Origin of the sequence: Negativibacillus massiliensis (genome assembly GCF_900148495.1) — a bacterium.
Classification (GTDB): Bacteria; Bacillota; Clostridia; order Oscillospirales; family Ruminococcaceae; genus Negativibacillus; species Negativibacillus massiliensis.
Genome location: NZ_FTRU01000005.1, coordinates 59,530 through 82,312, shown reverse-complemented (window position 1 = coordinate 82,312; position 22,783 = coordinate 59,530). Strand labels below are relative to the sequence as shown.

25 protein-coding genes are annotated in these 22,783 nt (G+C 45.6%); 9 read left to right on the top strand and 16 right to left on the bottom strand.

What is annotated here, in order from left to right:
• The first annotated feature begins 1 nt into the window (after position 1).
• The 6 genes from BQ5375_RS00625 (at position 2) to gpmI (ending at position 8,162) form a co-directional block, all read left to right on the top strand.
• Entirely contained in the window at positions 2–670 is a 669-nt protein-coding gene (locus BQ5375_RS00625; RefSeq protein WP_076917256.1) for a hypothetical protein, read from the top strand.
• The gene (locus tag BQ5375_RS00620; RefSeq protein WP_022133404.1) at positions 651–3,110 is read left to right on the top strand and encodes a homocysteine S-methyltransferase family protein; all 2,460 of its coding nucleotides are present in this window, start codon (positions 651–653) and stop codon (positions 3,108–3,110) included. Before BQ5375_RS00625 ends, BQ5375_RS00620 begins: the two co-directional genes overlap by 20 nt.
• Before the next feature lie 331 nt (positions 3,111–3,441).
• Positions 3,442–4,638 carry a phosphoglycerate kinase gene (locus tag BQ5375_RS00615; protein ID WP_022133403.1) on the top strand — a complete coding sequence of 399 codons (1,197 nt, stop codon included), beginning with the start codon at positions 3,442–3,444 and terminating at the stop codon, positions 4,636–4,638.
• A gap of 81 nt (positions 4,639–4,719) precedes the next feature.
• Positions 4,720–5,301, top strand: a complete 582-nt coding sequence (locus BQ5375_RS00610; RefSeq protein ID WP_022133402.1) for a hypothetical protein — start codon at positions 4,720–4,722, stop codon at positions 5,299–5,301.
• A gap of 28 nt (positions 5,302–5,329) precedes the next feature.
• The gene (gene tpiA / locus BQ5375_RS00605) at positions 5,330–6,094 is read left to right on the top strand and encodes a triose-phosphate isomerase (protein WP_022133401.1); all 765 of its coding nucleotides are present in this window, start codon (positions 5,330–5,332) and stop codon (positions 6,092–6,094) included.
• Between the two features lie 553 nt (positions 6,095–6,647).
• Positions 6,648–8,162 (top strand): 2,3-bisphosphoglycerate-independent phosphoglycerate mutase, encoded by a 1,515-nt coding sequence (gpmI, locus tag BQ5375_RS00595; protein ID WP_022131374.1) that lies wholly within the window; start codon positions 6,648–6,650, stop codon positions 8,160–8,162.
• A 36-nt stretch (positions 8,163–8,198) separates the two neighbouring features.
• On the opposite strand, the gene BQ5375_RS00590 is transcribed toward gpmI, so the two are convergent.
• The 7 genes from BQ5375_RS00590 to BQ5375_RS00560 form a co-directional block, all read right to left on the bottom strand.
• Positions 8,199–8,423, bottom strand: a complete 225-nt coding sequence (locus BQ5375_RS00590; protein WP_022131375.1) for a hypothetical protein — start codon at positions 8,421–8,423, stop codon at positions 8,199–8,201.
• Between the two features lie 32 nt (positions 8,424–8,455).
• Positions 8,456–9,073 carry a hypothetical protein gene (locus BQ5375_RS00585; RefSeq protein ID WP_022131376.1) on the bottom strand — a complete coding sequence of 206 codons (618 nt, stop codon included), beginning with the start codon at positions 9,071–9,073 and terminating at the stop codon, positions 8,456–8,458.
• Between the two features lie 124 nt (positions 9,074–9,197).
• Positions 9,198–9,560, bottom strand: coding sequence for a hypothetical protein (locus BQ5375_RS00580; RefSeq protein ID WP_143529388.1), 363 nt, complete (start codon positions 9,558–9,560; stop codon positions 9,198–9,200).
• A gap of 88 nt (positions 9,561–9,648) precedes the next feature.
• The gene (locus BQ5375_RS00575; protein WP_076917250.1) at positions 9,649–10,368 is read right to left on the bottom strand and encodes a hypothetical protein; all 720 of its coding nucleotides are present in this window, start codon (positions 10,366–10,368) and stop codon (positions 9,649–9,651) included.
• A 135-nt stretch (positions 10,369–10,503) separates the two neighbouring features.
• Positions 10,504–11,031 (bottom strand): hypothetical protein, encoded by a 528-nt coding sequence (locus BQ5375_RS00570; protein WP_076917249.1) that lies wholly within the window; start codon positions 11,029–11,031, stop codon positions 10,504–10,506.
• A 121-nt stretch (positions 11,032–11,152) separates the two neighbouring features.
• Entirely contained in the window at positions 11,153–11,431 is a 279-nt protein-coding gene (locus BQ5375_RS00565; protein WP_076917247.1) for a hypothetical protein, read from the bottom strand.
• A gap of 12 nt (positions 11,432–11,443) precedes the next feature.
• Positions 11,444–11,920, bottom strand: a complete 477-nt coding sequence (locus tag BQ5375_RS00560) for a hypothetical protein (RefSeq protein ID WP_022131381.1) — start codon at positions 11,918–11,920, stop codon at positions 11,444–11,446.
• A 238-nt stretch (positions 11,921–12,158) separates the two neighbouring features.
• On the opposite strand from BQ5375_RS00560, the gene BQ5375_RS00555 reads away from it, so the two are divergent.
• Positions 12,159–12,383, top strand: a complete 225-nt coding sequence (locus tag BQ5375_RS00555; RefSeq protein ID WP_022131382.1) for a hypothetical protein — start codon at positions 12,159–12,161, stop codon at positions 12,381–12,383.
• On the opposite strand, the gene BQ5375_RS00550 is transcribed toward BQ5375_RS00555, so the two are convergent.
• The 4 genes from BQ5375_RS00550 to BQ5375_RS00535 form a co-directional block, all read right to left on the bottom strand.
• The gene (locus BQ5375_RS00550) at positions 12,380–13,309 is read right to left on the bottom strand and encodes a helix-turn-helix domain-containing protein (protein WP_076917245.1); all 930 of its coding nucleotides are present in this window, start codon (positions 13,307–13,309) and stop codon (positions 12,380–12,382) included. The two genes, BQ5375_RS00555 and BQ5375_RS00550, sit on opposite strands and share 4 nt — an antisense overlap.
• A gap of 213 nt (positions 13,310–13,522) precedes the next feature.
• The gene (locus tag BQ5375_RS00545; protein ID WP_022131385.1) at positions 13,523–15,031 is read right to left on the bottom strand and encodes an IMP dehydrogenase; all 1,509 of its coding nucleotides are present in this window, start codon (positions 15,029–15,031) and stop codon (positions 13,523–13,525) included.
• Between the two features lie 244 nt (positions 15,032–15,275).
• Positions 15,276–16,022, bottom strand: coding sequence for a gamma-glutamyl-gamma-aminobutyrate hydrolase family protein (locus BQ5375_RS00540; protein ID WP_076917242.1), 747 nt, complete (start codon positions 16,020–16,022; stop codon positions 15,276–15,278).
• A gap of 28 nt (positions 16,023–16,050) precedes the next feature.
• Positions 16,051–17,370, bottom strand: coding sequence for a patatin-like phospholipase family protein (locus BQ5375_RS00535; RefSeq protein WP_076917240.1), 1,320 nt, complete (start codon positions 17,368–17,370; stop codon positions 16,051–16,053).
• A 401-nt stretch (positions 17,371–17,771) separates the two neighbouring features.
• Here BQ5375_RS00535 and BQ5375_RS00530 point away from each other — a divergent pair, with 401 nt between their 5' ends.
• Positions 17,772–19,205, top strand: coding sequence for an MATE family efflux transporter (locus BQ5375_RS00530; protein ID WP_076917239.1), 1,434 nt, complete (start codon positions 17,772–17,774; stop codon positions 19,203–19,205).
• Between the two features lie 41 nt (positions 19,206–19,246).
• Here BQ5375_RS00530 and BQ5375_RS00525 read toward each other — a convergent pair whose 3' ends face one another.
• Positions 19,247–19,489 carry a helix-turn-helix domain-containing protein gene (locus BQ5375_RS00525; RefSeq protein ID WP_076917237.1) on the bottom strand — a complete coding sequence of 81 codons (243 nt, stop codon included), beginning with the start codon at positions 19,487–19,489 and terminating at the stop codon, positions 19,247–19,249.
• Between the two features lie 155 nt (positions 19,490–19,644).
• On the opposite strand from BQ5375_RS00525, the gene BQ5375_RS00520 reads away from it, so the two are divergent.
• A complete protein-coding gene (locus BQ5375_RS00520) occupies positions 19,645–19,959 on the top strand; it encodes a sigma-70 family RNA polymerase sigma factor (RefSeq protein ID WP_083687439.1) in 315 nt (104 codons plus the stop codon).
• A 30-nt stretch (positions 19,960–19,989) separates the two neighbouring features.
• Here the strand turns inward: BQ5375_RS00520 and BQ5375_RS00515 are convergent, their stop codons facing one another.
• Genes BQ5375_RS00515 through trmL form a run of 4 tightly spaced genes read right to left on the bottom strand, consistent with a single transcriptional unit; the run spans position 19,990 to position 22,605 of the window.
• On the bottom strand, positions 19,990–20,256 hold the full coding sequence (locus BQ5375_RS00515) for a DUF1294 domain-containing protein (RefSeq protein ID WP_076917235.1): 267 nt from the start codon (positions 20,254–20,256) through the stop codon (positions 19,990–19,992).
• Between the two features lie 47 nt (positions 20,257–20,303).
• Positions 20,304–21,152: a patatin-like phospholipase family protein gene (locus BQ5375_RS00510; RefSeq protein ID WP_076917234.1), complete on the bottom strand. Its 849-nt coding sequence runs from the start codon at positions 21,150–21,152 to the stop codon at positions 20,304–20,306.
• A gap of 34 nt (positions 21,153–21,186) precedes the next feature.
• The gene (locus BQ5375_RS00505; protein WP_076917232.1) at positions 21,187–22,059 is read right to left on the bottom strand and encodes a DegV family protein; all 873 of its coding nucleotides are present in this window, start codon (positions 22,057–22,059) and stop codon (positions 21,187–21,189) included.
• 12 nt (positions 22,060–22,071) lie between these two features.
• The gene (gene trmL / locus BQ5375_RS00500; protein ID WP_022131394.1) at positions 22,072–22,605 is read right to left on the bottom strand and encodes a tRNA (uridine(34)/cytosine(34)/5-carboxymethylaminomethyluridine(34)-2'-O)-methyltransferase TrmL; all 534 of its coding nucleotides are present in this window, start codon (positions 22,603–22,605) and stop codon (positions 22,072–22,074) included.
• Positions 22,606–22,783: the final 178 nt, after the last annotated feature.

Here is a 22,783-nt window from a genome sequence, read left to right as displayed (position 1 = left end):
CATGCTTTTTTCGCTGAAACAAATCCCAATTCCTGAGATTGTCCGTTATGCGCTGGGAACTGCTCTGCCAAGCCCGATTCCGCAGGAATTCTTGTCTTTGGCACAAAACGCTGCACAGGAAGTTCTTTCCTGCTGTCAGCCAAAATACCATCTGGTAAGATACCCCGTCCAGCCGCTGCTCGACTCCTTTTTAACTGGTGAGGACATCCGCCGCCACCTTTCAGGATGCAGCGACTGCGTTCTTTTGTGCGCAACCCTTGGCAGTGAGGTGGATGCACTAATCCGCCGGACACAGGTCACCGACATGGCAAAAACCCTGTGGCTGGATGCTGCCGCTTCCGCCGCCATCGAACAGGTCTGCGACGAGGTTCAGCTGGATATTGCCCAGCGCCTTGAGCGCAGCCTTACCACCCGTTTTAGCTGCGGATACGGGGATCTTCCGCTGTCTGCTCAGCCGCACTTTTTATCCTGTCTGGATGCCGGACGAAAAATCGGGCTGCACCTGAGTCCTTCCGGCATGCTGGTTCCTATCAAATCAGTGACTGCTGTCATCGGTATCCTGCCAGAGGGAGCCGCTGCTTCTCACTCAGATTCATGCAGCATCTGCAATCTTCGGGAAAATTGTCAATTAAGAAGAAAGGGTGTATTTTGTGGAAAAGATTATCAATGACCTGCTGGAAGATTCCAGCCGTTTCTGGCTTCTGGATGGAGCGATGGGCACCCAGCTCCAGAAAAAGGGATTGCCTTTCGGGCTTCAGCCAGAACTTTTTAATTTAAGTCATCCGGAAATCGTCACCGGTATCCACAGGGAATATATCGAAGCTGGTTCAAACATCATCTATGCAAATACCTTTGGTGCAAATCGGAAAAAGCTTTCCGGCTGCGGTCACTCTGTCCAAGAGGTAATCACTGCGGCTGTTAAAAATGCAAAGGCTGCTGCCAACGCATCAGCAACACAGGCACTGGTTGCGCTGGACATCGGACCTATTGGGGAGCTGCTCGAACCGACCGGTACCCTCTCCTTTGAGGAAGCCTATGACATCTTTGCCGAGGAAATCACCGCAGGCGTTACTGCCGGAGCAGATCTTATCGTGCTGGAAACGATGACTGACCTTTATGAGGTAAAAGCCGGCATCCTTGCTGCAAAGGAAACCTGTGAAAAACTGGGCAGATCTCTGCCGCTGATGGTTTCGATGACCTTTGAGGCAAACGGACGCACCTTCACTGGATGCAGCGTACCTTCCATGGCTGCCGTTATTGAGGGACTGGGTGCTGACTTTATCGGCTTTAACTGTTCGCTGGGACCGGTGGAACTGCTCCCTCTTGCAAAAGAACTGGTTTCCTGTACCTCCCTCCCTGTTTTTATCAAGGCAAATGCAGGTCTTCCTGACCCGCAGACAAACCTTTACTCCATCTCTGCTGAGGAGTTTGCCCGCTGTATGGAGGAATATCTTTCTCTTGGCATTCGCGTATTTGGCGGATGCTGCGGCACCGATCCGGAATTTATCTGCGAGATGGCAAAGATGCTGTCCGGCAAACATCCGGTCAAATCTGCCGTTCCAGCACGCCGTTCCTGTGTCTGCACCCCGACTGATTTTGTCCCGGTGGACCGCGTACGTATCATCGGAGAACGCATCAATCCAACCGGAAAGAAGCGCTTAAAACAGGCAATCCTCGAACAGGACTTTGATTATATCCTCAGTCAGGGAATCTCTCAGGTCGAAGCTGGCGCTTCTATTCTGGATGTCAATATGGGAATGCCGGGTATCGACGAGGTGCAGATGCTCCCTCTGGTGGTCAAAAAACTGCAAAGCGTGCTGGACACCCCATTGCAGCTGGATTCCTCCAACCCGCAGGCGGTCGAGGCAGCGCTTCGTATCTATAATGGTAAGCCGATCGTCAACTCGGTAAACGGTGAGGAAAAATCCATGCAGGCAATCCTCCCGCTGGTTAAAAAATACGGTGCTGCCGTTGTTACATTGACACTGGATGAAAGTGGTATCCCGCTGCTTGCCGAACAGCGCTTTGCTGTTGCCGAAAAAATCGTCCGCCGCGCTGAGCAGTACGGCATTCCAAAAGAAGATATCTTTGTGGACTGTCTGACCCTGACCGCCTCTGCCCAGCAAAAAGAAGTGGTTGAGACCCTCAAAGCCATGAAGATGGTAAAGGAAAAACTGGGTGTTAAGACAGTTCTTGGGGTATCCAATATCTCGTTTGGCCTGCCAAACCGCGAACTGTTAAACCACAGCTTCTTGCTCATGGCGCTGCAAGCCGGTCTGGATCTGCCGATCATCAACCCGAACATTCCATCGATGCTTGATGCCATCCGCGCCTTCGAGGTGCTGTACAATCTGGATGAGCACTCCGCGCGCTATATCGAAAACTTCAGCCGCCCGGAAGAGATTGCCCGCATCAGCGCAAAACCGGTTGCTGCCCCGATTTCTGCTCCTGAATCGGCTTCTGCCGAAACCGGACACGATCCACTGACCGATGGTATCAAAAAAGGACTTGCCGAATCGGTACGCCGGGAAGTTGCTGCACTGCTTACCAGCCAGGAACCGGAAGAGATCATCAACAGCAAGCTCATCCCGGCACTGGATGTGGTGGGACAGGAATTTGAACAGGGAAAGATCTTCCTCCCGCAGATGATCCAGTCGGCACAGGCAGCACAGGCAGGCTTTGAGGAAATCAAAAACTTTTTGGCAAACCACCCGAAAGCCGACACACCATCCCTTTCCCTTGCACAAAAAGGAATTGTACTTGCAACAGTTCATGGGGATGTCCACGACATCGGCAAAAACATCGTCAAGGTCATTTTGGAAAACTACGGATTCCCTGTCCTTGACCTTGGACGAGATGTTCCTGCCCAAAAGGTTGTTTCTGCTGTTAAGGAACACTCCATCAAGCTGGTAGGTCTCAGCGCCCTGATGACCACCACCTTAAAAAGCATGGAAGAAACCATCGCTGCCCTCCGTGCAGAAAATCTCGACTGCAAGGTAATGGTCGGCGGTGCGGTGCTGACCGAAGATTATGCCATGAAAATCGGTGCGGATTTTTATGCCAAAGATGCAAAGCAGTCGGTCGATATTGCCAAAAAGGTACTGGGATAAACACCATCTTGTGCGAAAAAAGAAAGATTTGGAAGGATTTCCTGCAAAATCTGCATTTTTATGCGAATGGAAAAATCCTTTCCTGCAAAACTTTGTGAAAAATTACACAAATTAATTCTTTCATTTCCCTTCCCTCACCACAAAAGGGAAAACCTTATTTAAAATCATGCAAAATGTCCGGTTCTGCCCTTGCAAAAAGGGAATAAATCCAGTACAATTTACTTAAATTGTAGAGTTTGCATACTGCTTATTTTGCAATTTTGTTTTTCTATTTTTCTCATTGTTTTATCAGTCAAATTACCATAAAGTAAGGAAAGGCAGGTCATTTACGATGAACTCTCTGAATAAAAAAACAATCGAAGATATCGAGGTATCCGGCAAACGCGTCCTTGTCCGCTGCGATTTTAACGTTCCGCTCAAAGACGGCGTAATCACAAACGACAAACGAATTGTTGCTGCATTGCCTACCATTCAGTACCTGGTTTCCCACAATGCAAAAGTAATCCTCTGCTCCCATCTGGGCAGACCGAAGGGCGAATATAAAGAAGAATTCTCTCTGGCTCCAGTTGCTGCAAGACTGTCCGAACTGCTGGGTCAGGATGTAAAACTTGCAAAAGATGAAAACGTTGTCGGTGAAAACGCAAAAGCTTTGGTTTCCTCCATGACAGATGGTCAGGTTATCCTGCTGGAAAACGTTCGTTTCAGAAAAGAAGAAACCAAGAACGAAGAAAACTTCTCCAAGGAACTGGCTTCCCTGGCTGATGTTTATGTAAACGACGCATTTGGTACCGCTCACCGTGCACACTGCTCCACCACTGGTGTTGCTTCCTTCCTGCCAGCTGTTTGCGGTTATCTGATTCAGAAAGAAATCTCTGTTATGGGTCAGGCACTCAACAATCCAAAACGTCCTCTGGTTGCAATCCTCGGCGGTGCAAAAGTTTCCGATAAGATCGGTGTTATCAATAACCTCCTGGAAAAAGTTGATACTCTGATCGTTGGCGGCGGTATGGCATACACCTTCTTCAAAGCTCAGGGTTATGGTGTTGGTTCTTCTCTGTGCGAAGAAGACAAGATCGATCTTGCAAAAGATATGCTCAAGAAAGCAGAAGAAAAAGGTGTTAAATTCCTGCTTCCTGTTGACAACAAACTCGGCGATAAATTTGCAGAAGACTGCCAGACCCAGTACGCTGATTCCGACAAGATTCCAGAAGGCTGGATGGGCATGGACATCGGTCCAAAATCCATCGAGCTGTTCTGCAACGCAGTAAAAGATGCTGGAACTGTTATCTGGAACGGTCCTATGGGCGTATTTGAATTCCCTGCATTTGCAGAAGGTACTCTGGAAGTTGCAAAAGCAATTGCTGCTTCGGGCGCTATCTCGATCATCGGCGGCGGCGACAGCGTTGCTGCTGTAACAAAGCTCGGCTTTGCTGACAAGATGACCCACATTTCCACCGGCGGCGGCGCTTCGCTGGAATTCCTGGAAGGTCTGGAACTGCCTGGCATTGCTGCTCTCAACGAGAAATAATTGCCCCTTTCCAAAACAGATGCAGGAACCCTCTTGCATCTGTTTTTTGCCTGTTTTAGTTTTTGATGAAAGGAATTTCCTATGAGCTACGATCCATCCATCACCTTTTTTGCTTCTTTCATCCCGATGTTTTTTTCCTTTGCTTCGTTGATTGAGCTTGCTTTTTATATCATCGGTTCGATCGGGCTGTACTCGATGGCAAACAACACCGGCATGAAAAACCCATGGCTTGCATGGATTCCTGTTGCCCGGGAATATCTTCTCGGTTCTCTTGCAGACCGATATAACTGCACTTCCCGCCAGAAAAAGACTTCTTTTGCTATCTGGCTGACTGTTGCCAGCGTCATCCAGCTGCCTGTTATCGGATTCATCCTGTTGAGCATTCCGCTCATCTCATCGATGATGTATTTTTCTCTGTCGTTGCTTTTGGTATTGCTTTTCCTGGTTCTGATAGTTGCTGTCATCAATCTGGCCTGCAAGGTTTTGTATCTGGTCTGCGTTTACTACACCGTTATGGACTATGAACCATCCCGCGGTGTTCTGTACACCATTCTTGCCTTCTTCAATCTGGAAGCAATTGTATGGTTCTTGATGCGCAGAAATGTTCCGGTCGGTGTTGCCGGCCGCTGTGAACCATTACAGCCAAAATATAATGTACATTAATTCTTTATTTTGAAAGGAAGTTATTATTATGAATAAAACACTCCGCAAAGCAATTGTTGCTGGAAACTGGAAAATGAACAACGACCGCAATGCTGCAAAAAAACTGATCACCGAGCTGAATCCTCTGGTAAAAGATGCTGCTTGTGAAGTTGTTCTGTGTGTTCCATATACAAACCTTGAAACCGCACTTTCCCTGTGCGAAGGTACCAACATGCATGTTGGTGCAGAAAACTGCCACTGGGCAAAATCCGGCGCATTTACCGGTGAGATCTCCGCTGAAATGCTCGCTGAAATGGGCGTTGAATATGTTATCATCGGTCATTCCGAGCGCAGACAGTACTTCGGTGAAACCGACCAGACCGTTCAGGCAAGAGTTCGTGCAGCACTGGATGCAGGCTTGAAAGTAATCCTGTGCGTCGGCGAAGTTCTGGAACAGCGCGAACAGGGCATCACCGAAGAAGTAGTTGCTCTCCAGACAAAAGTTGCTCTGGGCGGTGTCAGCGAAGAAGAACTCTCCCGCATCGTAATCGCTTACGAACCAGTTTGGGCAATCGGCACTGGCAAAACTGCAACTGCAGATCAGGCAGAAGAAGTTTGTGCTTTCATCCGTTCGGTTGTTGCAAAACTTTACAGCAAAGCTGCTGCTGACGCTCTGACCATCCAGTACGGCGGTTCCATGAAACCAGGCAATGCAAAAGAACTGCTTTCCAAAGAAGATGTTGACGGCGGTCTGATCGGTGGTGCTGCTCTGGTTGCTTCTGACTTCGCTGCTATTATCGAAGCTGCCCGCTAAGTTACCTTTTCTTTGCTAAAAGAAAAGTGTTCGCTTCGCGCTGATCTATCGATAGTAAGCCAAAAACAAAAGTTTTACTCAATTTTTTTCAAAAGCAGGCTGAGCCTGCACCCGGTTTTCAAATCAAACTTCCGGAGAATGGAGCGCAGCGATATTCTCAGGGGCAATGGACATAAAACCTGTTTTGAGAAGAACCCAAAACATTTCCCTTCGCCCACGGCGCAAGGACGGGTAGTTGAAGCAAAAAAGTTGCGACGGAGCAAAACAAAAGTTTTCGTCCACCTTTTTCAAAAGGTGGTGGTGTCCAGAGGCAACGCCTTTGGCCGCCTTCTGCGGAAGGCGGAAGCTCGAGTTGAACAAGTTCAACTCTTATCGTCAGGCGCATTTTAGGAGGTTTGGAACCCTTTTACAAGAGAAAAGGGTTCTAAAAACCGATTGTAAACACAAACTATCCCTCAAAAATTATCCGGTGGATGATTTTTGACACTACGAAACGAAACCTTTATCCACCATATTCTTATAATCTCCAGTATCAAAAAGAAGGTGTATTCCCATGAAAAAACCACTTGTTTTAATGATTCTCGATGGTTTCGGCATTAATCATGCAGACTATGGAAATGCCATCCATGCTGCAAAAAAACCAAACCTTGATAAATATTTCGCTCAGTATCCTCACACCCAGCTGGGTGCATCTGGTCTGGATGTTGGTCTGCCGGATGGTCAGATGGGCAACTCCGAGGTTGGACACACCAACATCGGCGCTGGCCGCATCGTTTATCAGGAGCTGACCCGCATTACAAAATCTATTCAGGATGGCGACTTCTTCGAAAACGAAGCTCTGCTTTCTGCAGTCGAAAATTGCAAGAAGAATAACTCTTCCCTGCATCTGATGGGACTGCTGTCTGACGGCGGCGTACACAGCCACATCGAACATCTGTACGGCCTGCTGGAACTGGCTAAAAAACATGGACTTTCCAAAGTATATGTTCACTGCTTCATGGATGGCCGTGACGTTCCTCCAACTTCCGGTAAAGAATTTGTGGAACAGCTGCAGAACAAATGTTCCGAACTCGGCGTTGGCAAAATTGCTTCGGTAATGGGACGTTACTACGCAATGGACCGCGATAACCGTTGGGAACGTGTGGAAAAAGCATACGACGTTCTGGTTCGCAGCAAAGGTGTTGTCTGCGAAGATGCTTTACAGGCAATGGCTGATTCCTATGCAAACGATGTCACCGATGAATTTGTTGTTCCATGCGTTATCGGCAATCCAGAGGAAGGCAGAATTTCTGCAAACGACTCGGTTATCTTCTATAACTTCCGTCCGGACCGCGCAAGAGAGATCACCCGCACTCTGGTCGATCCTGATTTTTCCGGCTTTGCCCGTGACTTCTTCCCTCTGTGCTATGTCTGCATGACTCAGTACGATGCTACCATGCCAAACGTACAGGTTGCCTTCAAACCACAGAGCCTGAACGATACTTTCGGCGAATACATTTCCAAGCAGGGACTGACCCAGCTTCGTATTGCTGAAACCGAAAAATATGCTCATGTTACCTTCTTCTTTAACGGCGGTGTCGAAACCGTTTCCGAAGGAGAAGACCGTGCCCTCATCAATTCCCCGAAGGTTGCAACCTACGACCTGAAACCAGAGATGAGCGCATACGAAGTAACCGATGAACTGCTCTCCCGTCTGGACAGCGGCAAATATGACGTTGTGATCTTAAACTTTGCAAACTGCGACATGGTCGGCCACACTGGCGTATTCGATGCAGCCGTTAAGGCAGTAGAAGCAGTCGATACTTGTGTTGGCAAGGTAGTCGAGAAGGTTCTTTCGATGGAAGGTACCGTTCTGCTGACCGCTGACCACGGCAACGCAGACCGTATGTATGAGGAGGATGGCTCTCCATTCACCGCGCATACCACCAATCCGGTTCCATTTTTGGTAATCGGTCAGGGCGACTGCAAACTGCGCGAAGGCAGACTTGCTGACATCGCTCCTACCATGCTGAAAATCCTCGGTCTCCCACAGCCAGAAGCAATGACCGGAAAATCGATCATTCTGTAATGCAAAAAAGGACATCCGTTTGGATGTCCTTTTTCTTTATCTTATTCTCTTTTCCCGATAAACCAAAACCCAATACACAATCCATGCTGCCAGAGCAATGCTAAACAGTACCCAACAGGCAGGTTTATAAGCCGGATGAGCAACCACCTCTCTGACCCACTGCCTTGCGTTATGCTTAAACTGAATATCCAGCCCATTCAGCAACAGAAAAAGCACCGTTGTAATCTCTGCAATGATTCCGCTGAGTTTTTTCTTGTCCATTGTTTTCCCGCCCTATCCTTTTTGTAGTAAATCTATTCTTTATTTGGCATCTTTGTAATCAAGTCCGGAAGATTGTTCTGATAATAATCCCACAGATAGTTTAGATATCTGGTCTGGGTCAGTCGACTGTTGAGCGGTTCATGAAAATATCGATCTTCCGGAATCTTACCTGCTTGATATTCTTCCTGTGTCTGATAATAGCTGTGCTCCACTTCTTGGGCAACCCTTTCCGGCACTGTTCCCTCTGGATAGAGCATCGGATACAGGTCATAGATGATAACATCCTGATCCTTAAAAATTTGATACTGTTCCCAATCAGAAACTGGAATGTCTCCAGAGGGCAGTTCAATTTTGCTTGTATTAGCTGGTACTGCCTGCAAAAAAGCAACCGGATACAGCTCGTCACCCAAATAATCATGCCAATATGCCCCAACCACAATAAAATCTCCATAAAGGTCAGGATGATAGAAGGTTTCCTGATTGAAAAATTCAGAATCTTCCAGAACAGTTTGAGAAATCTTTTCCCGAGAAATGCTGTACCCCAGATTTTCCGGGGAGGTTGGTTTACTAACCTGATTTTGATTTGCAGTGCAGGCTGTCAAACAAAGCACGACCACCAGAACAATCAGAGAAAGCAGTTGTTTCTTCATAAAAACCTCCTTATTGCAAATCAGCTTATGTAAAGCTGTTAATTTTATCATACTCTTTTTTCACTATAAAAACCAATTAGTAAAAAAGGACAGCAAGAGCTGTCCTTTTTTACTGTAGACAAATCTATAAAATATACTGTATCTTTTTTCTGTCACCAATGTGGATGAAGCGTTCCTCTACTTTGCATTCTGTATCGCTGATTCCGCATTTTTTGCATACAGCCGGATAGAAAACCAATCTGACTTGTTTTTCATCCTGATACCAATCTCCGCCACCTTCATGAACGCAGGAAACATCCCCTGCATAACTCCACTCGCCGTAACGAACAGCTTGCTTCTGTACTGCTTCTTCCCCGCAGCTTTTACATATCGTGCATTTTGGAGAAACGTCGCCCGAAAAAACATCCGGAGACGCTGTTGATACTGCCGTAGCATTGATCGACATAACCGTCATCAAAAAAAGTACCATTAATATCCTTTTCTTCATATCCAGACACTCCCTTCGGAATAAACAGTTCGCATTATTTGTATTGGAGTTCTTCATTTATATTTTGTTCTAACGTTTTATCAGGTGCTTAGACCGTCACCTTAAAGGTAATGCTCAACTTTCCATTTTTGAGATGGCTGTCTCGAACCGTGACAAGCTTGGTCAGGTACTGGTCATTTCCCTTAGAATCGGTGTAGTGCAGCTCAACATTGTACATCTCAAACGGCTCACCATAGTAATAGGTTCTGCCGTTAACGTCGGTTGGCAAAAGGAACTGCTGGGACGGGAGCACAAACTGGGCATCGCTGACCGGTTTTCCGTTCTGATCAACCACACGGAAAGAAACCTTTTCTTTCTTCTTTGCTATGCTCTGTGCTGGTGTTTCCTTGTCCCAGACCAGCTTGGTTGTCTTGTCATCATCCAAGCGGACATTATATTTTTTTGTTTCATCGTTTACCGGATTGGTGACAGAAAAAGCAATTGGTTTGGAGAAATCTACCTTTTCTTTGCCCGTATAGCCACCATCATAAAGGCCAGTTGCCGCCGCGGCATCGATCTCATTCAAACCATTTACATCGGTAAAACGGGTAAGGGTTGGCTCTGAAAAAACAAGTCCCTGAACCGGGTTTCCTTTCTTGTCCACAAAACAAAGTGGAGCATACGGGGTTTCAAATGTTTCTGCTTGTACCAACGGTTTTACTTCCGGTTCTTCCAGTGGTTCTGTTGTTGTTTTTGCCGCAAAGGCAGGGAGCGAAGACGCCAGCAGCATGGACACGCAAAGCAAAGTGCACATCAATTGTTTTTTCATAGGATAACCTCCTTGTCAAAAAAGATTTTAGTAGAACTGTTTGGTCTCATCATATCCCATTATCCGACAGAAGTCAATTAGTAAAAAAGGACAGCTTTCGCTGTCCTTTTTTGTGGTGAATCTATAACGAGAGATTTATTCTGCTTCAAATACCTGCCATCTTTCGCAGGTCTGGCAATAACGGAATAATTTATTGCCGCCTTCTGCATCGGTAACATCAAAGTACATCCAGTCATGCTGGTGATCTTTATCAACTTTCTTAACGACCTGATAACGCAGTTCTTTCGCAAGCTCATCAACAGTGATATCTGACAGTGTGCAGTTAAACTGGACCAGACCATAATCTGCCTTGGTGAATTCCATTTCCAGCTTTTCTTTTTCTGCAAACTTGGTCATAGCGTTTTCCGCCCAAAGTTTATCGATGCGGCGGTTGTTTTCTTCTATGGATGCTTTTAAGATTTCCTGGGAACCTTCTTTGGAGGTATCCAGAGTTTCATAAACCAGCTCACCATTTTTTTCTGTCTTGTTAAATTCAACACCGGAATAGGTCTGAAGATCGTCAAAGCTTGCCAGCGGAGCATCCAGTTTTTCAGCAAAAACAGGAAGCGAAGAAGCCAACACCATAGATGTACAGAAAAAAGCGCAAATCAGTTGTTTTTTCATAAGATAACCTCCTTATTATAAATTATTTTCAGTAGAACTGTTTAGCCTCATCATATCCTATTATTTGACAAAAGTCAATTAGCAAAAAGGACAGCTTTCGCTGTCCTTTTTTGTGGTGAATCTACTCTTTAGAATTAAATAGTTCTTTTTCACTCTTATTATTTGGTTTCGCACTGTCCCAAATTTTTTCAATTTCTTCATCTGTGTATCCTTCATTATGTAGTTGATCTACATAATCTTCGCTAGGATAAATATAGAAATTTAAACCTGACTCCGAATGAGATTCTCCTACGACTGGAGGAACATAATCATTTGTCTCTTTTTCCTCATTATTAAAAATAGAAAAAGCTACAATACAAACAACTACCATACACAGTATACTAATTATTTTCTTTTTCATATACTCCTATTTTTAACGCCACTCAGCTTCTACATCTCCATTACTATCTACTGTAAAATCTATCACAGCTCTTTCTGATGCGCCTGAAACAAAAGTAATGTACAATGTCATAACACTATGATCGGATCCCATTTCTCCATATTCAAACAAAATTCCGGTACAGCGATTATCTTCAATTGTATAGGAATGATCTATAGATCTAAATACCCAATTTCCAAATCCCTTATATACTACTCCAGTAAAGCTCACTCTTGCTATTAGAGTTCCGTCTTTCTCAGAAATAGCACCACTAACACTGAACGTTCTTGTTGCTCTAGCTTCTGCATCAAAAGTTGTTGGTCCTTCTTTAACTTCTTCGAGTGTAAAATAATAATCTCCTATCTGCATAACATTGTTTTTTTCTGTCTTTGTCTGATAATCAGCAAATGAAACAACTGAAAAAGAAAATAACATAAACAATGATAATGCAATCGAAATAATTTTTTTCATAATTTGGTCTCCTTTTCTTAAAATATATTTTTGGAGCTCCTTATTCACATAATATCTTAGCTTTCTACAAAATTCAAGAAGCATTTGACGCACAAAAAAATGTGCACCAAATGCTTCTTGACAAGTCATAAAACCTATACTTATGATGTAAATGTCGCAACAAAGGCAGTTACACAATCTATGGAAATGAAGTATTTGTGTTTCTACCTTTACATTTTTATTCGAAAGGACTGTTCTTATGAAAAAACTATTTGTTTCCCTGCTGGCTGCCCTGACGCTCTGCACCGGACTGAGCCAGTTTGCTTTTGCCACCGAACCTGCTGACCCAGATAACCAGCCACCAACCGAACAAACCGGAGAAGGGCAAGACGAAAAACCCTCCCAGCCACCGAAAAATGACGATGAGGAAGGCAAGCCCGTCCCATTTGATTTTATTGATGAGCCTAAAGGTGACGGAAATTAATTAAGTTCAATCTTTAAATTTTCTTTTGCATATTTTCGCATCACTTCACAGCTTCTTGTCTGTTCCATTGCTTTACTGATATGATAAGAATCAATCAACAGTTCCCTGCTTTTTTCATCTTCTCCCAACTCGTGCAGACAACAGGCAATATTAAGTAATAATCCACCCAACACCTGACACTTATTGTACTTGACACAGCACTGCCTGCCAAGCTCGGCAATCTCGATGGCTTCCTCATATCTGCGTTCCTGTCCCAGCAGTCTGGAATAGTTATATGCAGTCAGCGGCAGCATCACCTGACCGATTTCACAGCCGGCAAAATGGCTCTGCACATACCGGATGAGTTGGCGGTAAATTTCAATCGCCTGTCTGCGATTTCCCTCTTCTGAGTAGGTAATCGCAATCTGGTTGATGATCTTTGCCTCGTCCTCCCCGAGCAGGAAGCTGTCCAGGTTTTCCATGGTGATTCCCGGGCAGGTCAGTTCCAGCGCATGAATCAGTATTTTCCGTTGGACTGGGCGGGTATATGCATGACGCTCTCCATCCTTTTCATATCCTGCAACCGTGCGCACTCGCAGGATAAACTGCTGCAAAAGTGGATTTTCCGCAGACTGGGAAAGTTCTTCCAGTCTGCGGATTTTTTTAAGCGCACTGGAAAAATCTTTCCGCACATTGTCCGCAACAATCTCCCTTTGCAACTCTGCAATTTCGAACTCCTGCGCTCCCATCAAAATCTGGCAGCGATCTTCTGAAATACCAAGGCGCTGCAAAAGTGCCTTCAAAATATAATAGGACGGTTCCTGTTTGCCGCGCTCAATCCGCGATAAGGTTGAACGGTCACAGATACCGTAACAAAGCTCATCCTGTTTGATTTCTTTTTCTTCCCGTTTTCTTTTGATATATTCCCCGATATGATAGTTGTACACAAGTCTTCACCTTCCTATCATATTTCATTATACCATAATGGCAAGACCTTCGCCACCTTTGTCATATAGCAAAAACACCCCACCGGAAAATCCGGTGGGGTGTTTGATTCTATTACGCCACGCAAACTTCTGTTCTTTCTCAAACGAGAGAGTGTGCTGACACTGCCGCTTTGCACAAGGTGCAGGCTCAGCCTGCTACTTTCTCAGAAAGAACTAGACAATCTGGTTGCCTCTGTCTTTGAGGACTACGTCGTGAGAACCGCCCTCTACGATGGAAACGGAAGATACCAGAGTGATCTTTGCTTTTTCCTGCAGTTCTGGAATGGTCAGCGCACCACAGTTACACATAGTGGAGCGAACCTTGCTCAAAGAGAGGTATACGTTATCTTTGAGCGAACCTGCGTATGGAACGTAGGAGTCAACGCCTTCCTCGAAGGACAGTTTCTTGTCACCGCCGAGGTCGTATCTCTGCCAGTTTCTTGCACGAGCAGAACCTTCGCCCCAGTACTCTTTCATGTAGTTGCCGTTGATGTTAACCTTGTTTGTTGGGCTTTCATCAAAACGAGCAAAGTAACGGCCGAGCATGATGAAGTCAGAACCCATAGCCAGAGCCAGAGTCATGTGGTAGTCCTGAACGATACCGCCGTCGGAGCAGATCGGAACATAGATACCGGTTTCTTTGAAGTATTCGTCACGAGCTTTTGCTACTTCGATTACTGCTGTAGCCTGTCCGCGTCCGATACCTTTCTGTTCACGGGTAATGCAGATAGAACCGCCGCCGATACCAACTTTAACGAAGTCAGCACCTGCTTTTGCCAGGAAGAGGAAGCCTTCACGGTCAACAACGTTGCCTGCACCAACCTTAACGGTATCGCCGTATTTTGCACGGATGAAGTCGATGGTGCGTTTCTGCCATTCGGAGAAACCTTCCGAAGAGTCGATACACAGAACGTCTGCGCCAGCTTCTACCAGAGCAGGTACACGTTCTTCATAGTCGCGGGTGTTGATACCAGCACCAACAACATAACGTTTCTGAGCATCCAGCAGCTCATTTGCGTTTTCCTTGTGAGAAGAATAGTCCTTGCGGAATACGAAGTATTTGAGTCTCTGGTTTTCGTCAACCAATGGCAGTGCATTGAGTTTGTGATCCCAGATAATGTCGTTTGCTTCTTTCAGAGAGGTGTCTGCACTTGCCATAATGAGGTTTTCATATGGGGTCATGAACTCGGAAACAGGGGTGTCCAGGCTCATTCTGCTGACACGATAGTCACGGCTGGTAACGATACCAACCAGTTTGCCGGTTGCGGTTCCATCGTCAGTAACTGCAACGGTGGAGTGACCGGTCTTTTCTTTGAGTTCGAGGATATCTTTCAGTGTTTTGTCCGGGCTGATGTTGGAATCACTTGTAACAAAGCCTGCTTTGTAGCTCTTTACTCTTGCTACCATTGCCGCTTCGTCCTGGACGCTCTGGGAACCATAAATAAAGGAAATTCCGCCCTCTTTTGCAAGAGCGATTGCCATTTTGTCATCCGATACCGACTGCATGATTGCAGATACCAGCGGGATGTTCATGGTCAGAGGACATTCTTCCTGACCCTTTTTGTACTTAACCAGTGGGGTCTTCAGGCTTACATTTGCTGGAATGCACTCCGAAGAAGAATAGCCTGGAACTAACAGGTACTCACCAAAGGTATGGGATGGTTCATTAAAATAAAACGCCATAATCTCAACTCTCCTCGATCCATAATTTTCTGAAAAAACAATGTGTACACAAGGCTTATATTTCTAATTATGATACTATAAGGCATTCACAATTTCAACCACTATCGATACAAAACAGCACTGTGAATAAATTTGAGCAAAATTCCTGCCGTCAGTTCCATGAAAATGCTGCAAAATCTGACATTTTTCGGAATTTGTTTTTGGCTTTCTGCGTCTGCTTTTTGCTCATTGCAGTCAGGACATCTTACCCCTGTTTTGCACACGCGTCTACAAATGCCAGGAAAAGTTCTTCCGAAACGCTGTCGGAAATTCCCAGGATTTCCGGATGCCACTGCACACCGATTACAAAGTCTTTTTCCGGATGATATACTGCCTCGATGATGCCGTCATCTGCTGCCGCCATGCTGCGCAGCGGTTCCGCCAGTTTATTGATTGCCTGATGATGCAGGCTGTTTACTCCGATTTGCAGCAAACCCTTGCTGAACTGATGCAGCGGTGTATCCCGAATAACATTCACTTTGTGCGCTGGATGCACTGCATCCTTTTCCTCCTGGCTGTGATTGATCTGAACCGAGGACTTGTGCTGTTTGCCGATATCCTGGTACAAACTTCCGCCCAGCGCCACATTCATGATCTGGAATCCCCTGCACACTGCAAGCACCGGTTTGTTCATCCGGATTGCTTCCTGCATCAGCGGAATTTCCAGCGCATCCCTTTCTTCTGCAATCTCTCCACAGCAGTCCATCACATCCTCTCCATACAAGCCAGGATGCAGGTCCGGTCCACCAGTGAACAGGACACCATCCACCCTTTCCAGAATGCTGTGCATATCCGAAACCTGAAAGGAGCCTTCCTGATTGCACAAGGTGATTGGAATGCCGCCGCATTCACTGATCATCTGAATGAATTTAGGAAAAACATAGCAATATGGGCTTTCTTCCCTTTGATCTTTTCCTGTTTTTGGGGTGATCGCAATGATCGGTCGTTTCATCTGTAATTCCTCCGTATGATAACTCAGGTTATTCTTCCAGAATAAATTCTTCTTTTGGAAGGTGTTCTATTAGATATAAAAAGATTGCTGCCACAAATTCTCTCCAGAAAGCAGAAGCAAACACCAGCTCTCCCAATGTTCCTCCGCCCTGCAAATAGCGCTCGATTCGCTCCCGAATCAACAGCACCAGGAAAATTTTGTCGATCTTTTTGAGTTCTTCTCCAACCTTTCTCAGATCAGAAAAATCCTGCGGGAACGGTCTTTTTCGATATTCTGCTACACGTTCCTGCAAAAGTTCCAGAAAATGTCCAAACTCATAGACTTCTTCCGGGTTCATCCGGCATGCTTCGCCCAGATATTCCGCCGCCATCATCAACTGTCGGGACAGGGTGAAGGAATGCTGTGCTCTTGTGTGCAAAGAGCGTCTGCGGAATTCCCTCAGCATGCGCCTCATCAAAACGGTGTGGATACCGGAAAAGATTTTAGGCTCCCTTTTTCTTGCCCTCTCAAACAGCTTTTCTGCTTCGCTGCGCAAAGCGGAAGTATAGAAGAACGCACTGTCCTTTTCAAAAGCATATAGCTGTCCGTCTAAGCTTCCAAACGCTTTGAGGGTATCCAGATATCCCAGACGGATATTTTTCTTTGCAAGTGACCCGTCAAATTTTAAAAAGGAACCCAGCGGCCACAGGCTGCGGATTAACGTCACCCGCTGATTTCCCTTTTTTATTTTCCGGCTGACACCCACCGACTCCAAATCCACCGCAATGATCTCATCCGCACCCATCTCGATTGCCAGATTCACCGGCATATTGTCGTGGTATCCTCCATCGATATATCGCTGTCCATTGATTTCCTTTGTCTGAAAGGCAGGGAAGCAGGCTGCGGATGCCAGCAGATATTCTCCCAGCATTCCTTTTGGAATATCTTTCTTTTTCAGCTCCAACGGCTTCAGGGATGGATACTCCACCGTCACCAGCGCAAAATCAATTTCTGAGTTCCAGAATTTTTCTTCGTCCAGCAGTGAATAGACAAACTTTTCCAGATATGAGATATCTGCTCCGCCTTTTTCCAACGCTTCTCTTGCAAAGATTCGATTTAACTGATGGTCATTGAGGTCCCCTTTTTCTGCCAGCATATCCCCGACAATATCTTCCGAGGTAATATTCTCCCATACTTGACATGCCTTTTCATAATCCTGCTGCACCATCAGCGTTCCGTTGAGCGCTCCAACCGATGTTCCGGTCACAAGCTGATAATCAACGCCCATCTCCCGCAGTGCTTTCCATACACCAAGCTGATACGCTCCACGGGAACCTCCTCCTGCCAACACAATTGCTGTTTTACTCATCTGCCTCACTTCCTTTTCTTGTTGAGACTATATCCTGTCAGGGTAGTGACAGGGAATTTTTATTCATAAAATTCTGTTTTAAAAAAGCTTTTATCTGATACGGGAATTTTATTTGTAGCCCATCGTCCTTTTCTTTTCTATCTACAGATTATTTTTTATTATCTATCTTCTCATTAATACCATAAACCGCCCTGTTTTACAAGAAGTATTTTGGTTTTAACCTTTCCTTTATATGTTATACACAAAAAACCTCATTTTTTTATGGAAGCAAGCCGCCTTGTAATCAAAAATAAAATATGATATATTTAACACAGTAAATCGTTGTTTCGTGCTTTAGTTGTCGGGTCTGCATGAAACAACCATTTTTTTATTGTATTTTTATGTGTTTTCAGGAGGGTTTTATGAGACAACGTATGGTTTCTGTTACAGACCCCACCAGCAATCCGTTTTCTGTCATTATTACGCTGGCGTGGCCAATCTTTTTGGAACAGGTTCTGGTATCCCTGGTACAGTCGATCGATACTGCCATGGTTGGTTTCCTTGGCGCGAACGCTACTGCATCGGTCGCCATCAGCCAAAACCCCATCAACCTGATCAACTCGGTTATTCTGGCTCTGGGCGTTGGTTTTACCACCATGATTGCCCGGGCAGTCGGTGCAGGGCAGTACGATTACAGCAAACTGCTGATTCGTCAATCCATCGTGGTTGTTATTGCTCTGGGAATTCCACTTTCTGCTTTATGCTTTGCGCTTTCCCGACAAATTCCGATCTGGATGGGTGCTGCTCCGGAAATTCTGGACGATGCACAGATTTATATTCGAATCATCGCCTTTTCCATGCTCTTCCGTGGATTGCTGATGGTACTGACTGCAATCTACCGCGGTTTTGGCGACAGTCGAACGCCAATGCTGATTAACGTCGCCATCAATGCTTTAAACGTTGTGGGCAACTACCTGCTTATCTATGATGTGCACGATGTCACCCTGTTCGGACATACCTTCAGCGTCTGGGGCGCAAACCTGGGAGTTGCCGGTGCTGCTCTTTCCACAACCTGTTCCCAGACACTTGGTTCCCTGACACTGCTGCTGATGTGCTTCCTGCCGCGTTCTGGTCCAATGCGCATCTCAGTACATGACAGCTTCCGTCCAAGCCGCGATACTTTACAGGAAGTGTTCCGCGTCAGCCTTCCGGTTATGTTTGAGCGCTTCACCATTTCCGGTGCTTTCGTTATGACCTCTTCGATCATCGCCACCCTTGGTACCGTATCGCTTGCAGCAAACTCACTTGCAGCACAGGCAGAGTCTTTGAGCTTTATGCCGGGATTTGCTTTTGGTACTGCTGCCACCACACTGGTTGGACAGTCGCTGGGTGCAAACCGTGAAGACCTTGCAAGGAAGTACGTCCGCCTTTCCGGTTGGATTGGTTCCATCGTCATGTTGTTCATGAGCTTCTTGCTGTTTATCCTTTCGGAAAATATTATTGCCCTTTTCACACCAGATGAACAGGTTATTGTTCTGGGTGGTCAGCTCTTAAAGATTCTTGCCTTCATTCAGGTGCCACAGATGCTCGCCATGGTTTATTCCGGTGCATTAAAAGGAGCCGGCGATACCAAGAGCCCATTCCTCATCACCCTGTTTTCCATGTGGGGCGTTCGTATTCTCGGTTCCGTTCTGGTGGTTCGCGTTTTCCACAAGGATCTGCGCTGGGTTTGTGCAGCAATGTGTCTGGACAATATCGTGCGTTTCTTCCTTTATCTTTATCGTTATCTTCAGGGCAAATGGGTTACTGCCTATACACTCAAAGCTTCATCCGAAGAAAATACAGCCAAAGCTTAAAAACATTTGGGGCAGAGCGGAATGTTTCCGCTCTGCTTTTTTTATATTCTCCTTTTTATTTCCATCATCAATTCTTCTACCCGATCCTTCTCTGTCTCCTGAGAAAAGTATTGATCTGTCACACAAAACAAATGATTGATTCTCTTTTGAATTTCTTTTTGTGGCCTTCTTTTTCCTAACTCGTACATACTGACCGATTCTGCCGAGATTCCCAATCTGTCAGCAAGCTGTTTCTGTGTATATCCAAGCGAAATTCTCAGTTCCCGCAGCCGCTTACCGTACATTTCATCCCTCCATCCCATGATTTTTTGCCATCTTTATTATAACACAATTTGTGTAATTTTCAATGAAATTTTCTTATATTTTGTGTGTTTATAATATTGACACTGCAGAATACATGTGATATCCTAAAATTAAATTCACATGATACACACAGCTTATGAGAGGAGGGGGCAGAATGTCAAGAGAAATTGCCAGCTGCCACATTGAGCACTATCCGGATCTGATGACCTGCTTTCAGGGCCAAACCAACCGCAGAGAACGTGAAGAATACCGAAGATTCCTTTATCGCGCCATCAAGACTCAACTGACACATCGGCAGACTCAGGTCATGCTGTTATATTACTTCGAGGGAAAAAATATCACCGAGATTGCGCAGGAACTGGGGCTAAATAAATCCACGATATCCCGCACCCTCCGGCGTTCTTTAAACCGATTGACCGACTTGGCGCGGCTGTATTTTGAGATCAAATAAAAAAAGATGGTCAAAAGACCATCCTTTTTATTATCGGATAAAGTAGAGAATCAATGCCGCCTGGACCAGAATAATCGCCGGAATACCGACTACAAAATACCAGTGTTTGGTCTTGTGGCGGAAGGTAAACATCCCAAGATACATTCCGACACTTCCACCCAGCGCCGACAACAAAAACAGCACCTTTTCGGGCACACGTCTTTTTTGGCGTTGAGCCGCAAATTTATCCGCGCCGCACACACAAAATGCCACAATGCTCATCACCAGAATATATCCAAACAGAATTTTTTGCGCCATATTTTCTCTCCTCTTGCCCTTTTGGCTTTGTCATGCCGTTGAGATGTTTACTGCTCGAACAGGCGACGGATTTTTTCGGACGCTGCCCTTGCGTCCTCATATCCGTTTTCGTATGCCGCCTGCAATTTATCCACATCATGCTCAATGCGTTTGAGTACCATCGGTTTGCTTGGACACAGGATCACTGCCTGTCCCTTTTGCTCCAGTTCTTTTGCAAGGCAAACACTCTGGTTATACTTTTCGTGCCGATGCTCCATCGCCTGACACAGCTTTGGATAAGCCTTATACTTTTTGCGGATCATCGGCATCATCTTATTTGGCTTTTTGACATAACCATCATTTTGTGTCAATACAATCAGCTGTTTTGCATGCCCATCCTCCAGCGCTTTCTGCACTGGAATGGAATCGGCAACCCCTCCGTCCAGATACTTTCTGCCGCCGATTTGCTGAATCACCGACAAAAGAGGCATTGAACTGGATGCAATACTGCTGCGAAGCATATCGTCCCCATTCTGATTGGAGAACCAGTGACAGTCTCCGCTCTCACAGTCGGTTGCTCCAACCCAGAGGTGCATCGGTGAAGCATAAAAGGTATCATAGTCAAACAGCACATATTTTTCGCCGATTTCATAGAAGGAAAACTGCCAATTAAAGATAGATCCGGTTTTCACCAGCTGCTTGATTCCCATATAACGTGGGTCATTGCAGTATTCCTTCGCCACCTTGATGTATCTTCCCCGATTCTGCGACAGATAATTGAGTGCGTTGCAGGCACCGGCAGAAATTCCATAGACATCCGAAAACTGGATGTTCTGATCCATCAGATAATCCAATACTCCAGCTGTATAAACTCCGCGGAATCCACCGCCTTCCAAAATCAAAGCTCCCTGATACAAACCCCGCACTTCCTTTCCCACAAGGAGTCTTTGACTAGTCACCTAAGAAGGTCATACCGATAATCTGCGGGCCGGTGTTGATGGTGATTGCTGCGCCAATTTTGAAGACGCCAACCGGAGGATAACCTGCAACGTTCTCGCAAGCTTTTGCAAGCTCTTCACTCATCTCGGTATCTCTTGCAACCAGAATCATGTATGGTGCTTTTTCCTCGGCCTTGCTGCGCTGTTCCTTGAAGAATTTAACCATGGTTGTCAGGATTGCAGCATTGCCGCGCACCTTCTCCACGATGTTGGTTGTTCCTACAGCGGAAATAACCGGACGCAGGCCAATCAGTTCTCCCACAAAGGCTGCTGTACAGCTGACACGTCCCGATTTCTTAACGTATTTCAATGTAAAGGGGCTAAAGTAAATTTTAACTCTGGAAAGATAATCCTTAATATAGGAAACAACATTTTCAAAGCTTTCCCCTTCCAGTGCTTTATGACAAGCCTGAATAATCGGATAGCCATATCCCATTGCATAGCAGTTGGAATCGATTACTTCGATTCTCATTGCATCCGGATGCTCCTCCAGAAATGCATTTTTTGCCATCAAAGCGGACTGATACATTGCAGAAGCACCGGAATAAATAGTAACTACCACCAGATGGGTATAACCTTTTTCCCATGCCTGCTCATATTTTTCCTGAAAGGCGATTGCCGGAATGTGCGAAGTGGAAGGAATGTTTTCGCAGGAATCGATCAGATCATAAAATTCTTCCGGTGTAAAGCTTTCTCTTTCATAGTAGCCTTTTCCGTCTGCTGTAACCGGAATTGGCAGGATGCAAAGATTCTCCAGCTCCTGCTCATCCTTTGCCGGAATATCACAGGCAGAATCGGTGATAAAAAAGATTTTTTCCTGATTCATATAATCTCCTCTTTATTCTACAGTTTGGTTTATTTGATCCCAGCTCAAGCGATGCAGCTGTCCTTCGTTCTGCAGTGCAGGAAATCCCCACTGACGCAGCGTTTCATACACTGCAATTGCAACCGTGTTGGAAAGATTCAAGCTTCTGACCGGCCCAATCATCGGCAGACGCAGACAGGTATCCGGGTGATGAAATAAAATCTCCTCATCAATTCCGGCATCCTCCCTACCAAAAATCAGATAGCTGTCGTCCGGATAAGTTTGCTCCGAATAAACCTTTCTTCCTTTGGTTGTGAAGAAATACAGATGATCCTCTTTATGCTTTTCCAAAAACTCCTGGGTGGAGTTATAATAGGTAATATCCAGAAAATGCCAGTAATCCAGTCCGGCACGTTTGAGCTTTTTGTCATCGATAGAAAATCCCATCGGTCCAACCAGATGCAGCCTTGCCCCTGTGCAGGCACAGGTTCTTGCAATGTTTCCGGTGTTCTGTGGTATCTGCGGCTCAAACAATACAATGTTGAGCCTTGGATTTTCTTTACTCAACTACACTTCCTCCTTTCAAAAATAGCTTGCAATACGACATTAAGTAGTACCGCCTGCTACATTTTTGTAACAGTTGTTATATTCTTTATATTAATCAATCTGACCTCATTTGTCAATCAAAACGCCCCGATTGTCGTCGTGCAATATTCGTTCCAATGCATTCACAAACTTTTTTCTT

Bases quoted from the DNA above. Each gene is read 5' to 3' on its own strand.
- BQ5375_RS00625 (WP_076917256.1), top strand. From the start codon at position 2: ATGCTTTTTTCGCTGAAACAAATCCCAATTCCTGAGATTGTCCGTTAT.
- BQ5375_RS00615 (WP_022133403.1), top strand. From the start codon at position 3,442: ATGAACTCTCTGAATAAAAAAACAATCGAAGATATCGAGGTATCCGGC.
- BQ5375_RS00610 (WP_022133402.1), top strand. From the start codon at position 4,720: ATGAGCTACGATCCATCCATCACCTTTTTTGCTTCTTTCATCCCGATG.
- tpiA (WP_022133401.1), top strand. From the start codon at position 5,330: ATGAATAAAACACTCCGCAAAGCAATTGTTGCTGGAAACTGGAAAATG.
- gpmI (WP_022131374.1), top strand. From the start codon at position 6,648: ATGAAAAAACCACTTGTTTTAATGATTCTCGATGGTTTCGGCATTAAT.
- BQ5375_RS00590 (WP_022131375.1), bottom strand. From the start codon at position 8,423: ATGGACAAGAAAAAACTCAGCGGAATCATTGCAGAGATTACAACGGTG.
- BQ5375_RS00585 (WP_022131376.1), bottom strand. From the start codon at position 9,073: ATGAAGAAACAACTGCTTTCTCTGATTGTTCTGGTGGTCGTGCTTTGT.
- BQ5375_RS00580 (WP_143529388.1), bottom strand. From the start codon at position 9,560: ATGAAGAAAAGGATATTAATGGTACTTTTTTTGATGACGGTTATGTCG.
- BQ5375_RS00575 (WP_076917250.1), bottom strand. From the start codon at position 10,368: ATGAAAAAACAATTGATGTGCACTTTGCTTTGCGTGTCCATGCTGCTG.
- BQ5375_RS00570 (WP_076917249.1), bottom strand. From the start codon at position 11,031: ATGAAAAAACAACTGATTTGCGCTTTTTTCTGTACATCTATGGTGTTG.
- BQ5375_RS00565 (WP_076917247.1), bottom strand. From the start codon at position 11,431: ATGAAAAAGAAAATAATTAGTATACTGTGTATGGTAGTTGTTTGTATT.
- BQ5375_RS00560 (WP_022131381.1), bottom strand. From the start codon at position 11,920: ATGAAAAAAATTATTTCGATTGCATTATCATTGTTTATGTTATTTTCT.
- BQ5375_RS00555 (WP_022131382.1), top strand. From the start codon at position 12,159: ATGAAAAAACTATTTGTTTCCCTGCTGGCTGCCCTGACGCTCTGCACC.
- BQ5375_RS00545 (WP_022131385.1), bottom strand. From the start codon at position 15,031: ATGGCGTTTTATTTTAATGAACCATCCCATACCTTTGGTGAGTACCTG.
- BQ5375_RS00540 (WP_076917242.1), bottom strand. From the start codon at position 16,022: ATGAAACGACCGATCATTGCGATCACCCCAAAAACAGGAAAAGATCAA.
- BQ5375_RS00535 (WP_076917240.1), bottom strand. From the start codon at position 17,370: ATGAGTAAAACAGCAATTGTGTTGGCAGGAGGAGGTTCCCGTGGAGCG.
- BQ5375_RS00530 (WP_076917239.1), top strand. From the start codon at position 17,772: ATGAGACAACGTATGGTTTCTGTTACAGACCCCACCAGCAATCCGTTT.
- BQ5375_RS00525 (WP_076917237.1), bottom strand. From the start codon at position 19,489: ATGTACGGTAAGCGGCTGCGGGAACTGAGAATTTCGCTTGGATATACA.
- BQ5375_RS00520 (WP_083687439.1), top strand. From the start codon at position 19,645: ATGAGAGGAGGGGGCAGAATGTCAAGAGAAATTGCCAGCTGCCACATT.
- BQ5375_RS00515 (WP_076917235.1), bottom strand. From the start codon at position 20,256: ATGGCGCAAAAAATTCTGTTTGGATATATTCTGGTGATGAGCATTGTG.
- BQ5375_RS00505 (WP_076917232.1), bottom strand. From the start codon at position 22,059: ATGAATCAGGAAAAAATCTTTTTTATCACCGATTCTGCCTGTGATATT.